The sequence below is a fragment of the Micromonospora sp. ATCC 39149 genome, assembly GCF_000158815.1.
Classification (GTDB): Bacteria; Actinomycetota; Actinomycetes; order Mycobacteriales; family Micromonosporaceae; genus Micromonospora.
Window position 1 is genome coordinate 4,152,291 of record NZ_GG657738.1, and the last position, 13,205, is coordinate 4,165,495.

Here is a 13,205-nt window from a genome sequence, read left to right on the forward strand (position 1 = left end):
CGTACACCTTCTCAGGAGGCGAGAATGAAGGCGATCGTTCAGGACAGGTACGGTCCACCGGAGACGCTCACGCTCGCGGACGTCGACGTGCCGCAGCCGGCGGCCGGCGAAGTGCTCGTGCGGGTCGAAGCCGCCGCGCTCAACGCGTACGACTGGCATGTCATGCGTGGCGACCCGCGGATGGCGCGGTTGGCCCTCGGCCGGTCGCGGCCCCGGGCGCGCATTCGGGGCCGCGACTTCGCCGGCCGGGTCGAGGCCGTCGGGGCCGACGTTCGGCAGGTGCGCCCGGGCGACGCCGTCTTCGGCGACCTCGGCGACGCCAACGGCGCGTTCGCCGAGTACGTGTGTGTGCCCGAGGTCTTGGTCGCACCGAAGCCGGCGAACCTGACCCCGCAGCAGGCGGCAGCCCTGCCACTGGCCGGCGTCACCGCGCTCATGGGGCTGCGCGACGTCGGGCGGGTCGAGCCCGGCCACCGGGTCCTCGTCAACGGCGCATCCGGCGGCGTGGGCACCCTGGCCGTGCAGTTGGCCAAGGCGTTCGACGCCACCGTCACCGCGGTGTGCAGCACCCGCAACGTCGACCTGGTCCGCTCCCTCGGCGCCGACCGCGTCGTCGACTACACCCGCGACGACTTCACCCGTGAGGCAGGTCGCCACGATCTGGTGTTCGACCTGGTCGGCAACCGGTCACTCACCGCACTGCGGCGGGCGCTGACCCCGACCGGGACGCTGGTGCTCTCCGGCGGAGGTGTGTACCAGGGCGGCAGCCTCGTCGGACCGGTCGGGCTCATCGCGCGCGGACGCCTGGTGGCACCGTTCGTCCGTCACCGCATCGCCGTTCTCACCACGGCACCGGGCCGGCAACACCTCGACACGCTTCGTGCCCACGCCGAGGCCGGGCGACTCACCCCGGTCGTCGACCGGACCTACCCGCTGCGCGAGGTGCCCCGAGCCATTCGGTACCTGGAGGGCGAACACGCGCGAGCCAAAGTGGTCATCACCATCTGACCCGTCACCTGCGCATCCCCAGCCGCGCCCCGAAGTCGGCGAGTGCCGCCAGCGGGCCTGGCCCCCGGCGGGCGACGCTCAGCGTCGCAGTTCCCGCCAGGCGGGGTTGCCCCCGCGCCACGCCCCCGCGAGGATGCTCGCGGAGCTGTGGCTGGAGCATTCCAGCACCTCTGAGCGGCCGTGCTCACCACCGATCTGCGCCTGAACCTCCCAGCGCTGACCATCGGTACGGATGTAGACGTCGCGACGCCCTCGCTTGGTCGCGTCCCCGTTCCACCAGTGTTCCTCGACGATCACCTTGCGACCGTACCAGCAGGCGTGGTGGCGGCGTCAGTCGCGACGGTGAGCGAATTTCGGGAGCGGGCCGGGAGGCGGCCGCCCCGGCCGGCGCGCCGGCCGGGAACCGGTGCTCTACCGCCGTCCAAACGGCACGACCAGGCGACGGGCCGATCGACCGGCGTTCACCAACCGGGCATTCGGACACTGGCGATAAACGGATCGAAGGCACCGTGAGCCCCGCCCGCGCACCGGCGGGCGGGGCCACGGCGGCGGCTCAGAGCACGGCGCGCAGCGCCTCGGCGAGAGTGGTCGGCCGCCGGCCGATCAGCTTCGCCAGGTCGTCGCCGTCGACGTGCAGCGCGCCCCGGGACAGGCCGCGGTCGCTGTCGGCGAGGACGGCGGCGAAGCCCTCGGGCAGGCCGGCGCCGACCAGCACCTCCGTGAACTTCTCCACCGGCAGGTCGGTGTACCCGACGGCGCGTCCGGTCTGCCGGGACACCTCCTCGGCCAGTTCGGTCAGGGTGAACGCCTCGCCGCCCAGCTCGTACACCCGGTTGGTCTCCGCCGCGCCGGTGAGCGCCGCGGCGGCGGCCTCGGCGAGGTCCGCGCGGGTCGCGGCGCTGACCCGCCCGTCACCCGCCGATCCGGTCACCCCGAACTGGAGGTACGTCGGGACCTGGCCGGTGTAGTTCTCCAGGTACCAGCCGTTGCGCAGGATCACGTACGGCAGGCCCGCGCCGACGATCTCCCGCTCGGTGGCCAGGTGTTCGCTGGCGAGGATCATGCCGGAGCGGTCGGCGTTGGCGATGCTGGTGTAGACGACCAGCCCGACGCCGGCCTCGCGGGCGGCGGCGACGACGTTGCGGTGCTGGGCGATGCGCTGCCCGATCTCGCTGCCGGAGACGAACATCAGCTTGTCGGCCCCGGCGAACGCGCTGCGCAGCGAATCGGGGTCTGTGTAGTCGGCCTGCCGTGTTGTCACGCCGCGGTCGGCGAGGTCGGCGAGCCTGTCGGTGTCCCGGCCGAGCGCGACGATCTCGCCGGCCGGTATGCCCCGGTCAAGCAGCGAGGAGACGATCAGCCGGCCAAGGTGGCCGGAGGCTCCGGTGACGACGATGGACATGGTGTGCTCCCTCTCGGTGGCGAAGACGATCTCCGGGGTCGGATCCGTCGTCCGGTGCAACGGGATGCTTTCGCCATGACTTCCCGTTGGAGAGTAGGCACCTTGAAGTAAGGCACTAACTGATGGAGAGTGAAGGCATGGAACCCACTCCGTTCGCCCGCAACTGCGGCAGCCGGCAGGTCCTCGACCGGATCGGCGACCGGTGGAGCGTGCTCGTCGTCCTCACCCTCGCCGCCGGCGAAAAGCGCTTCAGCGAGCTGGCCCGGCACATCGAGGGAGTGAGCCAGAAGATGCTCACCCAGACGCTGCGCGGGCTGGAGCGCGACGGCCTGATCACCCGCACCGTGCACGCCGCCGTCCCGCCCCGGGTCGACTACGCGCTGACCGACCTCGGGCGCAGCCTGCTCGACCTGGTGGGCGGGCTGGAGGCGTGGGCGACGACCCACCTTGGTGAGGTCGAGGCCGCCCGCGTCCGCTACGACACCGCCGGCTGACACCGCTGGGTCGCCCGGCCGCACCGCCCCGCGCCGGTCGACCGAGCCCCCGGTCAGGCCGCCAGCTGGTCGACCCGGGTGAGTACCTGGTCGACCAGGCCGTACTCCCGGGCCTCCTCGGCGGTGAACCAGCGGTCCCGGTCCCAGTCCTGCCGGATCTGCTCCAGGGTGCGCCCGCTGTGCCGGGCGATCAGCTCCTGCATGGTGCGCTTGACGTGCAGCATGTTCTCTGCCTGGATGGTGATGTCGGCCACCGTGCCGCCGAACCCGCCCGACGGCTGGTGCATCATGATCCGCGAGTGGGGCAGGGCGTACCGCTTGCCGGCGGTGCCCGCGCAGAGCAGGAACTGGCCCATCGAGCCGGCCATGCCGAGCGCGAGGGTGGCCACGTCGTTGCGGACGTACCGCATGGTGTCGTAGACGGCCATCCCGGCGCTCACCGAGCCGCCCGGCGAGTTGATGTAGAGATGGATGTCCCGCTCGCTGTCCTCGGCCGCCAGCAGCAGGAGCTGCGCGCAGATCTGGTTGGCCGACTCGTCGGTGACCTCCGTGCCGAGGAAGATGATCCGTTCCCGCAGCAACTGCTGGAAGACCTGGTCGTCGAAGGACGGCTGACCGCCGTTCCGCATCCGTACGTCGTACCTGATCATCACGAGCCTCCACGCCGCCGGCAGGCGACGGGAGCCGCCCAGGGGAACCGGTGCCCCCAGCGTCCGCCCGGCCGGGGGCGCGGTCCCAGCGTTTCTGCCGGCGGCAGATCCGCCGTCGGCAGAACCGGCCGGGCCTAGCGAACGGTCAGCCGCCGCCGGCCCGCCCGAGCCCGCCGCCGGGCCAGCACCCGGGCGGTACGCGCGGCGGGACGCCGCAGCGGCGCGGAGGCGAACAGCCGGATCGGCCACACGTGCCCGGCCGATCCGAGGTGCCCCACCGCCCCGCCCACCGACGCCACAGGCGCGCCGAATCCCGCCCCGCCGACGTGCAGCAGCCGGCCGCCCGCAGACGGGGTGACCCCGCCGAGCCGGAGCACCCGGCCGGCGGACACCGGCGCGGGGCACTGCACCCGAGGCGTCCCGCCCGACTGCGGCGCGGAAGCGTCGGCGTGGAACCCGAGGCGCGGGCGCGGGCTCGTCTCGCCCCCCACCGGCACCACCGGGTCCAGGCGGGCCAGGGCCGCGCGGGGCGCGGCCGGCAGCCGCCGCTCGACCCGGCGCAGGTCGTCGCGGGCCTCCTCCAGCAGGTCCGACAGGCCGATGCCGAGGGCGCGGCAGATCGCCGCCAGCACCTCGGAGCTGGCCTCCTTGCGCCCGCGCTCGACCTCGGAGAGGTACGGCAGGGACACCCCCGCCGCCTCGGCCACCTCGCGCAGGGTGCGGCCCTGGCGCTGCCGCACCCGGCGCAGCACTCCGCCGATCACCCGCCGCAGCAACGACATCCGGGCCTCCTCGTGGTGGGCACTACTGCCCCCATCATGCCGGTTCGACGGGCCGCACACCGACCCGGACGTGCGTCGGCGGCCGGGGCTCGGTCCCGACGAGGTGACCGCGTCCCTACCACCGGTGACCTACCGGCCTGCCGGGCTGGGCCGGCCCGTACCAGCTATGTTGTGCACGTGCAGGCGACGGAGGCGGAGCAGCGACGGTGATCCATTTTCCCGCGCAGCGGCGAGGCCCGTTGAGCGCGCTGAGCCTGCGTCTGGCCGCCGCCCTGGGCCTGGTCCTCGCCGTCGTCACCGCGGTCTACCTCGACCGGGACGGCTACCGTGACGTCAACGAGGACGGTCTTACGCTCCTCGACTGCTTCTACTACGCGGTGGTTTCGCTCTCCACCACCGGGTACGGCGACATCACGCCGGCGGCGCCGTCCGCCCGGCTGGTCAACGTCCTGTTCGTCACCCCGGCCCGGGTGCTCTTCCTGATCATCCTGGTCGGCACCACCCTGGAAGTCCTGACCGAGCAGTACCGGACCGGCCGTCGTCTTACGCGGTGGAGGAGAAGCGTGAAGGACCACGTCATCATCTGCGGCTACGGCACCAAGGGCCGCAGCGCGGTCTCGGCTCTGCTGGAGAACGGCCTGGACAAGTCCCGAATCGTGGTGGTCGAGCGCAGTCCGGGGGCACTGCGGCAGGCGACCTCCGCCGGGCTGGTCGCGATCGAGGGGTCGGCGACCCGCTCCTCCGTGCTGAACGAGGCGCACGTACGCAACGCCAAGGCGGTGATCATCGCGACCGACAGCGACGACGCGTCGGTCCTGGTGGCGCTCACCGTCCGGCAGCTCACCGTCGGCCAGGTGCGGATCATCGCGGCGGCCCGGGAGGCCGAGAACGCGCCGCTGCTCAAGCAGAGCGGCGCCCACCACGTGATCGTCTCCTCCGCCACGGCCGGCCGGCTACTCGGCCTGTCCACCTCCGCGCCGCCGCTGATCGACGTGGTGGAGGACCTGCTGACCCCCGGTCAGGGCATGGCGCTGGCCATGCGGTCGGCGGAACGCAGCGAGGTCGGCCGCTCCCCGCGCGAGCTGGACACCCTCGTCATCGCGCTGGTCCGGCGGGGCAAGGTGGTCACGCTCTCCGACCGGGCAGCCGCGGTCATCGAAACCGGCGACATGCTCGTGCACGTGCGTGACGACCGTCCGCAGCCCGCCGGCACGCCGGGCTGACGGGGCCCGGTTCCCGACGCGCTTCTTGCGGGCCGGACGACAGGGCCCGGCACCTTCCGGTGCCGGGCCCTGTCGTCGTACGGGCGGGACGAAATCAGAGGATCGTCCAGGTGTCGCCGCTGCCCAGCAGGCCGGCGAGCTGCTGCTCCGGCGTCTCGGTGACCCCTGCCTTCGCCGCCTCGACCTGGCCCTGGACAACGCTGTCGTAGGACGGTCGGTCGACAGAGCGGAACACGCCGATCGGGGTGTTGCTCAGGTCGAGCCCCGGCAGCCGGGAGAGCGCGAACGCGTACGCCGGGTCGGCGACCGTCGCGTCGTGCACGACGATCTCCTCCGGACGGACCGACGCGGTTTCCCGGACCTCCAGCCCGAAGCCGCCCGGCGGGTGTACGACGCAGAACCGCCCCTCGGCACCGAAGGTGATGGGCTGCCCGTGCTCCAGCCGGATCAGGAAGTCGTCCCGGGTGCCCGGCTCCTTGAGCTGGTCGAACGCCCCGTCGTTGAAGATGTTGCAGTTCTGGTAGATCTCCACGAACGCCGAGCCCTGGTGCTCGGCGGCGGCCCGCAGCACCGACTGGAGGTGCTTGCGGTCGGAGTCGATGGTGCGGCCGACGAAGCTGGCCTCCGCGCCCAGGGCCAGCGAGAGCGGGTTGAACGGGGCGTCCGCCGAGCCGGCCGGGGTCGACTTGGTGATCTTGCCGACCTCGGAGGTCGGCGAGTACTGCCCCTTGGTCAGGCCGTAGATCCGGTTGTTGAACAGCAGGATCTTCAGGTTGACGTTGCGACGCAGCGCGTGGATGAGGTGGTTGCCGCCGATCGACAGTGCGTCGCCGTCGCCGGTGACGACCCACACGGACAGGTCCGGGCGGGACACCGACAGGCCCGTTGCGATCGCCGGGGCGCGGCCGTGGATCGAGTGCATCCCGTAGGTGTTCATGTAGTACGGGAACCGGGACGAGCAGCCGATGCCGGAGACGAAGACGATCCGTTCCCGGGGGATGTTGAGTTCCGGCATGAACTGCTGCACGGCGGCGAGGATCGCGTAGTCACCGCAGCCGGGGCACCAGCGCACCTCCTGGTCGGACTTGAAGTCCTTCGCGGTGAGCTTGAGGGCGACGGGCTCAGACATTCTTCAGGACCTCTTCCAGCATCGTCTCCAGCTCGGTGGCCGTGAACGGCAGGCCGCGGACCTGGTTGTAGCCGATGGCGTCGACCAGGTACTTGCCCCGGATCACGTGGGCGAGCTGGCCGAGGTTCATCTCGGGGATGACCACCCGGTCGTAGGAGCGCAGCACCTCGCCGAGGTTGGCCGGCATCGGGGCCAGGTGCCGCAGGTGCGCCTGGGCGACGGAGAAACCGCGCTGGCGCAGCCGCCGGCAGGCGGCGCCGATCGGGCCGTACGTCGAGCCCCAGCCCAGCACCAGCATCCGGGCGTTGCCGTCCGGGTCCTCCACCTCGACGTCCGGCACCGGGATCGTCTCGATCCGGGCCGCCCGGGTACGCACCATGAAGTCGTGGTTCGCCGGGTCGTACGAGATGTCGCCGGTCTTGTCGGCCTTCTCCAGGCCGCCGATGCGGTGCTCCAGCCCCGGGGTGCCCGGGATGGCCCACGGCCGGGCCAGGGTCTGCGGGTCGCGCAGGTACGGCAGGAAGGTGCCGTTGTCGCCGTTGGGCGCGGTGGCGAACTCGACCCGCAGGTCGGGCAGGGACTCCACGTCGGGCAGCAGCCACGGCTCAGAGCCGTTGGCGACGTAGTTGTCCGACAGCAGGATCACCGGGGTGCGGTAGGTCAGCGCGATCCGGGCCGCCTCGATCGCCGCGTGGAAGCAGTCCGAGGGGGACTTCGGGGCGATCACCGCGACCGGGGCCTCGCCGTGCCGGCCGTGCAGGGCCATGTTGAGGTCGGCCTGCTCGGTCTTGGTGGGCATGCCCGTCGACGGCCCGGCCCGCTGTACGTCCACGATGACCAGCGGCAGCTCCAGCGCCACCGCCAGCGAGATCGTCTCGCTCTTGAGCGCCACGCCGGGGCCGCTGGTGGTGGTGACGCCGAGCGAGCCGCCGTACGACGCGCCGAGCGCCGCGCCGACGGCGGCGATCTCGTCCTCGGCCTGCATGGTGATCACGCCGAACCGCTTGTGCTTGCTCAGCTCGTGCAGGATGTCCGAGGCCGGGGTGATCGGGTACGCACCGAGGAACACCGGCAGGCCGGAGCGGACGCCCGCGGCCACCAGGCCGAGGGAGAGCGCCGCGTTGCCGGTGATGTTGCGGTAGGTGCCCGGCACCATCTTCGCCGGCTTCACCTCGTACCGGACCGAGAAGGAGTCGGTGGTCTCGCCGAAGTTCCAGCCGGCCCGGAAGGCCGCGACGTTCGCCGCGACCAGTGCGGGGCGCTTGGCGAACTTGCGCTCCAGGAAACGCAGCGTCGAGGAGTAGGGGCGGGAGTACATCCAGGAGAGCAGGCCGAGGGCGAACATGTTCTTGGCCCGCTCGGCGTCCTTCTTGGACACCTCCTGGTCGGCGAGCGCCCTGACGGTCATCGAGGTGAGCGCGACGGGGTGCACCACGTACCCGGCGAGGGAGTCGTCGTCCAGCGGGCTGGTCTGGTATCCGACCTTGGCGAGGTTGCGCTTGGTGAACTCGTCGGTGTTCACGATGATGTCCGCGCCACGCGGCAGGTCGGCCAGGTTGGCCTTGAGAGCGGCCGGGTTCATCGCGACCAGCACGTTCGGCGCGTCGCCCGGGGTGAGGATGTCGTAGTCGGCGAAGTGCACCTGGAAGCTCGACACGCCCGGCAGGGTCCCTGCGGGGGCCCGGATCTCGGCCGGGAAGTTGGGCAACGTGGAGATGTCGTTGCCCAGCTGGGCCGTCTCGGAGGTGAACCGGTCGCCGGTCAGCTGCATGCCGTCGCCGGAGTCGCCGGCGAACCGGATGACCACCCGATCGAGTTGACGGATCTGCTTCGTCACGCCTGCCCCTCGCTTCGCTCTGCGCGGTCGTGCGGGCGGCTGAACATGGTGATGACCTCGCCTTGCCCGGCCACGTGACCTCCTTGACACAGCGCTGCCCCCGTACCGCCCGTGGGTGGTCCGGTCCGGTCTGTAATTCCTACCCGAGAGCCTACGTCGGATGGGGTGTCGAACCTGACCGGTGGTCCGCCGAGTGGGAACGGATTCCGGGTGGTTATCGCCAGTTATGAGGTGATTTGCCCTGGCCGCCGTAATCAGGATCACCGGTCGCGGGGCCGGTCGCCGGGGGCGTCGCTCCCCAATCCGGACGACGGGTGGCCGGTCCGAGGGGACCCGGTCAGTCCATGGGGGCCGGGTCGGGCGGGTCGACGAGCCGGCGGCGCAGCGAGGTGGTGGCCAGCGCGAGCGCCAGCGCCACCAGCAGCACCGAGACCACGATCAGGGCGACTGCGGTGCGCCGCACCGAGGTGAGCCCGCCGCCGGAGTCGCGGCGGGCCCCGGCGGCGAGCACGCCCTGGGAGCCGACCGGTGCGGGCGTGACGATCGGCGTGGCCATGGCGGCTGCCGCGGTGATCCGGAAGCTCGTCTGCATCTGGCGGGCCCGCCCGCTACGCGGGTCGAGGCGGCCGACCACGGCGCCGGCCAGCGGCGTGTCGCGCTGCGCCTCGGCGGTCGCGCTGACCGTGAGTCGAAGGGTGGCGGCCCCACCGGCCGGCACCGCGCCGACGTCGCACCTGGTGCGGGTGGCGCTCAGCGCGGCGCAGCCGGCCGGCGGGGCCGGGACCGTGACCCCGTCGGGCAGGACCACCTCGATCCGGCCGTCCGCGTCGACCTTGCCGGTGTTGCCCAGCCGGACGCCCAGCTGGCTGGCGCTCCCGCTGATGTCGAACGTCACCCCGTCGGCCCGCAGCGCGATGCCCGGCACCGGCGGCCCCGGCGGGAAGAGCACCGCGAAGCCCTCGTTGTCGTCGGCCGCCCCGGTCACCCCCGGGGCGGTGGCGCTCACCCGGACCGCGCCGCTGAGCGGCATCCGCCGCCAGGCGTCGCCGTCGACCCGCACCTTGATCAGGGTGCTGAACCACGCGCCGGCCGCGGTCGTCCACGCGCCGCAGAGGTGCCCGCCGCCGTCGGCCGGCGCGCAACCGGCGGTGCCCGCGTCGGTCAGGCCGGCCGGCAGGGTGTACGAGAGCCGGACCTGCTCCGCGACGTCGCCGGTGTTGGTCACGGTGACCCGCAGCGCGGTTGTGGTGCCGTCCGCGTTCCAGTACGCGTGGGTCAGCGTCACGTCGTCGGTGCTCACCCGCACGCCGAGCCGGCCCGCTGCCGGCTTGCCCGGACCGGGGGCCGAGGTGCGCACCGACGGTGCGGTGGTCGGGGGCGGGACAGCGGTGGTGGTCGCGGGCGGGGTGGTGGGGAGCGGATCGGTGGGGCCGGCCGGTGTGCTGGGCGACGGCCCGGTGGGCGTGGGGGACGGGGCGGTGGTCTCCGGCGGCGGCAGGGTCGGCGGCACCCCGGTGGCGGTGGGCTCGACCGGTGGGCTCTCGTCGCCGGGGTCGCCGGCCGGGCGTTCCGGAAGGCCGGCCGCCGCACGGGCCGCCGTCGGCGCGGCCGTGGCCCAGTCGGGCAAGGCCGCGACCGAGGCCAGCATCCCGACCGCCAGGGACGCGGCGAGCAGCGCCGCGAGGCGTCGGTCGGCTCCCCGCCGAACGGGGCGTACGTCCACGCGGGCCATCTCTCCTCCGCCGGCGGTCGGTGACGGTTCATTATTCGTTAACAGTTGCCAGGTGGCACTAGTCCCGCTGAGAAACAGTTCCGTAACGTGTCCGGTACGACCCCGGTCCCGGCACGGTAGGCTGACCCACCGTGACCGGTTACCTGGGCTCGTACGCGACGCTCGGGCTGTTGCTGCTCGCCAGCGCCCTCCTCTTCGTTACGGCGTTCTCCGCCAGCCGGGTGTTACGGCCCGCCCGTCCGACTGATCCGCCCGGCAAGCGGGCGAGCTACGAGTGCGGCCTCGACCCGGTGGGCGGCGACTGGGCCCAGATGCAGATCCGCTACTACGTGTACGCGTACCTGTACGTGTTGTTCGCGGTCGAGGCGGTCTTCCTCTTCCCGTGGGCCGTGGTCTTCGACCGGCCCGGATTCGGGCTGGTCACGGTCGCCGAGATGGGCGTCTTCGTGGGCGTGCTGGCGCTCGGCATCCTCTACGCCTGGCGCAAGAACATCCTCCGCTGGACCTGAGCCCCGCCCGCGCGCAGCCGTGCCGCCGATCGCGCCCAGCGGGCCGTGCCACCCGGCCCCGGGATGCGCCGGCGACCGGTCAGGCCAGCCCGCGCCGGGTGCGGGCCGGCGGGCGGTCGCCCCGGATCGACGCCACCATGTCCAGCACCCGCCGGGTGGGCCTCACCTGGTGGGCGCGGAACACCCGGGCGCCCAGCCAGGCCGACACCGCGGTCGCCGCGAGGGTGCCCTCCAGCCGTTCAATCACGGGCAGGTCCAGCGTCTCGCCGACGAAGTCCTTGTTGGACAGGGCGACCAGCAGCGGCCAGCCGGTGCCGGAGAGCTCGTCGAGCCGGCGGGTGATCTCCAGCGAGTGCCGGGTGTTCTTGCCGAAGTCGTGCGCCGGGTCGATGAGGACGCCGTCGGGGCGTACCCCCAGGGCGACCGCGCGCTCGGCGAGGCCGGTCACCGTCGCGACCACGTCGGCCACCACGTCGGCGAAGGCCGCCCGGTGCGGGCGGGTGCGCGGTTCCAGCCCGCCCGCGTGTGAGCAGACCAGCCCGGCCCCGGTCTCGGCGGCGACCCGGGCGAGCGCCGGGTCCGCCCCCGACCAGGTGTCGTTGAGCAGGTCGGCGCCGGCGGCGACCGCCTCCACGGCCACCTCGGCCCGCCAGGTGTCGATGGAGATGACCACGTCCGGGAAGGCGGCCCGGACGGCGGCGATGGTGTCCACCGTGCGGCGGATCTCCTCGGCCACGTCCACCTCGTCGCCGGGGCCGGCCTTGACCCCGCCGATGTCGATGATCTCCGCGCCCTCGGTCACCGCCCGCTCCACCGCGCGCAGCGCGCTGTCCTGCGCGAAGGTCGCCCCCCGGTCGAAGAACGAGTCGGGCGTGCGGTTGACGATGGCCATCACCACCAGTTCGCCCGGTGCGAAGGTCCGACTCCCGAGCCGAAGCGCCCCGGCCATGCCGCCTCCCGATCTGCCGCCGCCGGCCGGGTGACCCGGCCGCCCTCCGACGCTAGCCGGTCGCCCGGTGACCGTTCCGGGCGGTACGACCAACAGATTTGCACCGATCTGTGGGAGGACCCGCCCGGCGGGGTCGCTCCCGGCCCGTTCCCGTGCCACGATCTCTGCATGGGTCAGGTGCTGCTCATGTTGGTCGTCGCGCTCACCGTCGCGGCGGTGGTCTTCGGGGTGACGGTGTTGGTCACCGGCCGTGATCCCGGCCTCGCGCCGGTCGAGCCGGACGGGCAGGCCGTTCCGCTGCCGGGCAGCCGGCCACTGCGCGAGTCCGACGTGGGTGCGGTCCGTTTCGACACGGCGCTGCGCGGGTACCGGATGTCCCAGGTCGACCAGGTGTTGCGCCGGGCGGCCTACGACATCGGGTACAAGTCCGAGCTGATCGGCGTGCTGGAGGCGGAGGTCACGGCGTTGCGCGAGGGACGGGTCGCCGACGCCGACGCGCTGCGGCAGATCCGCGAGCAGGCGGCTGCCGCTGCCGCCGCCGAGGGAGCCGACGCCACCGCCACCGAGGCCACTGTCGCCGCCACCGGGGCCGACCTCACCGTGACCGCTGCCGACCCCGGTCCCGCCGGGCGGGCCGGCGACGCGTCCGCCCCGGGAACCGCCCGGGACACCGTCGGCACGTCCGTGGCCGCCGCCCGGGAGCCCGGCGACCGCGAGCCGACGAACCCGGCCGACGGGCGGCGGGTCGGGTCGGAGCCGGCGTGACCGGCTCGGCCGACGCCGACGGCCTCCGCGAGGCGGCCCACCCCGGTGCCGGCGAGGTCACCGCCACGGTGATCGTCAACGCGCCGGCCGCCCGGGTGTTCGCCGGCCTGCTGGCCTGGGAACGGCAGTCCGACTGGATCCCGTTCACCACCGTCCGGGTCGTCGAGGGCGACGGGGGCGAGGGCAGCCTCGTGGAGGCCGTCACCGCGCTCGGGCCGGCGGTCCTGCGCGACGAGATGCGGGTGGTCCGGGTCGACGCGCCGTACGAGATCGGCGTGGTGCACTGCGGCCGGCTGCTGCGCGGCCCCGGGGTGCTGCGCTGCACCCAGATCGAGGGCGGTCGCACCCAGGTCGTCTGGCACGAGTGGTTCCACCTGCCGGGCGGCGCCGCCGGGCGGGTGGCCTGGCCGGTGCTCTGGCCCGGCTCCAAGGTCAGCCTCACCCAGGCGCTGAAGAAGTTCGGCCGACTGGTCGAGCAGGGGCGCCTGCCCTGACCGCCCGCCCGGGCGCGCCAACCTGCCGCCTCGGGTCGCGGCGTTCGCGCCAGATCGCCGGCATGGCGTCATCCCGAGGGGCTGACACCGCCACCACACCGGCACGCCCGCACCCGGTCGGTGGCTCCCGCTAGCGTGTACGCCGTGACTGACCTGGTGATCGGCGCGGACGGGCTGCCCCGCTGCGCGTGGGGGGCGAGCACCGCGGACTACGTCGCCTACCACGACCGG

General features: G+C 73.1%; 14 protein-coding genes and 1 pseudogene. 7 read left to right on the forward strand and 8 right to left on the reverse strand.

Features of this window, described 5'->3' with window-relative positions:
- Positions 1-24 precede the first annotated feature (24 nt).
- Positions 25-1,008: an NAD(P)-dependent alcohol dehydrogenase gene (locus MCAG_RS17915; protein WP_007074387.1), complete on the forward strand. Its 984-nt coding sequence runs from the start codon at positions 25-27 to the stop codon at positions 1,006-1,008.
- Between the two features lie 78 nt (positions 1,009-1,086).
- Here the strand turns inward: MCAG_RS17915 and MCAG_RS31055 are convergent, their stop codons facing one another.
- Entirely contained in the window at positions 1,087-1,305 is a 219-nt protein-coding gene (locus MCAG_RS31055; protein WP_007074388.1) for a hypothetical protein, read from the reverse strand.
- Positions 1,306-1,561: 256 nt separating this feature from the next.
- Complete coding sequence (locus MCAG_RS17920) at positions 1,562-2,410, reverse strand: SDR family oxidoreductase (RefSeq protein ID WP_036377427.1); 849 nt, start codon at positions 2,408-2,410, stop codon at positions 1,562-1,564.
- 137 nt (positions 2,411-2,547) lie between these two features.
- On the opposite strand from MCAG_RS17920, the gene MCAG_RS17925 reads away from it, so the two are divergent.
- Complete coding sequence (locus MCAG_RS17925) at positions 2,548-2,904, forward strand: helix-turn-helix domain-containing protein (RefSeq protein WP_036374017.1); 357 nt, start codon at positions 2,548-2,550, stop codon at positions 2,902-2,904.
- 53 nt (positions 2,905-2,957) lie between these two features.
- Here MCAG_RS17925 and MCAG_RS17930 read toward each other — a convergent pair whose 3' ends face one another.
- Together MCAG_RS17930 and MCAG_RS17935 are read right to left on the reverse strand one after the other, a co-directional pair.
- Positions 2,958-3,554, reverse strand: a complete 597-nt coding sequence (locus MCAG_RS17930) for a ClpP family protease (protein WP_036374019.1) — start codon at positions 3,552-3,554, stop codon at positions 2,958-2,960.
- A 134-nt stretch (positions 3,555-3,688) separates the two neighbouring features.
- On the reverse strand, positions 3,689-4,336 hold the full coding sequence (locus tag MCAG_RS17935; protein ID WP_036374022.1) for a helix-turn-helix domain-containing protein: 648 nt from the start codon (positions 4,334-4,336) through the stop codon (positions 3,689-3,691).
- A 206-nt stretch (positions 4,337-4,542) separates the two neighbouring features.
- Here MCAG_RS17935 and MCAG_RS17940 point away from each other — a divergent pair, with 206 nt between their 5' ends.
- Positions 4,543-5,559 (forward strand): TrkA family potassium uptake protein, encoded by a 1,017-nt coding sequence (locus MCAG_RS17940; protein ID WP_036374025.1) that lies wholly within the window; start codon positions 4,543-4,545, stop codon positions 5,557-5,559.
- A 94-nt stretch (positions 5,560-5,653) separates the two neighbouring features.
- Here MCAG_RS17940 and MCAG_RS17945 read toward each other — a convergent pair whose 3' ends face one another.
- The 3 genes from MCAG_RS17945 to MCAG_RS17955 all read right to left on the reverse strand — a co-directional run bounded on the left by MCAG_RS17945 (position 5,654) and on the right by MCAG_RS17955 (position 10,257).
- Entirely contained in the window at positions 5,654-6,688 is a 1,035-nt protein-coding gene (locus MCAG_RS17945; protein WP_007074394.1) for a 2-oxoacid:ferredoxin oxidoreductase subunit beta, read from the reverse strand.
- Complete coding sequence (locus MCAG_RS17950; protein ID WP_036374028.1) at positions 6,681-8,525, reverse strand: 2-oxoacid:acceptor oxidoreductase subunit alpha; 1,845 nt, start codon at positions 8,523-8,525, stop codon at positions 6,681-6,683. Before MCAG_RS17950 ends, MCAG_RS17945 begins: the two co-directional genes overlap by 8 nt.
- Before the next feature lie 337 nt (positions 8,526-8,862).
- Positions 8,863-10,257: a hypothetical protein gene (locus tag MCAG_RS17955; protein ID WP_007074396.1), complete on the reverse strand. Its 1,395-nt coding sequence runs from the start codon at positions 10,255-10,257 to the stop codon at positions 8,863-8,865.
- 131 nt (positions 10,258-10,388) lie between these two features.
- Here MCAG_RS17955 and MCAG_RS17960 point away from each other — a divergent pair, with 131 nt between their 5' ends.
- On the forward strand, positions 10,389-10,766 hold the full coding sequence (locus tag MCAG_RS17960) for an NADH-quinone oxidoreductase subunit A (protein WP_007074397.1): 378 nt from the start codon (positions 10,389-10,391) through the stop codon (positions 10,764-10,766).
- A gap of 79 nt (positions 10,767-10,845) precedes the next feature.
- Here MCAG_RS17960 and folP read toward each other — a convergent pair whose 3' ends face one another.
- The gene (folP, locus tag MCAG_RS17965; protein WP_007074398.1) at positions 10,846-11,715 is read right to left on the reverse strand and encodes a dihydropteroate synthase; all 870 of its coding nucleotides are present in this window, start codon (positions 11,713-11,715) and stop codon (positions 10,846-10,848) included.
- Between the two features lie 168 nt (positions 11,716-11,883).
- Here folP and MCAG_RS29765 point away from each other — a divergent pair, with 168 nt between their 5' ends.
- The 3 genes and pseudogenes from MCAG_RS29765 to MCAG_RS32685 form a co-directional block, all read left to right on the forward strand.
- Positions 11,884-12,480 carry a DivIVA domain-containing protein gene (locus MCAG_RS29765; protein WP_083802305.1) on the forward strand — a complete coding sequence of 199 codons (597 nt, stop codon included), beginning with the start codon at positions 11,884-11,886 and terminating at the stop codon, positions 12,478-12,480.
- Positions 12,477-12,974, forward strand: a complete 498-nt coding sequence (locus tag MCAG_RS17975; RefSeq protein WP_007074400.1) for an SRPBCC family protein — start codon at positions 12,477-12,479, stop codon at positions 12,972-12,974. Before MCAG_RS29765 ends, MCAG_RS17975 begins: the two co-directional genes overlap by 4 nt.
- Positions 12,975-13,127: 153 nt before the next feature.
- Positions 13,128-13,205 (forward strand): annotated as a pseudogene (locus MCAG_RS32685) (DNA-3-methyladenine glycosylase I); the annotation flags it as partial.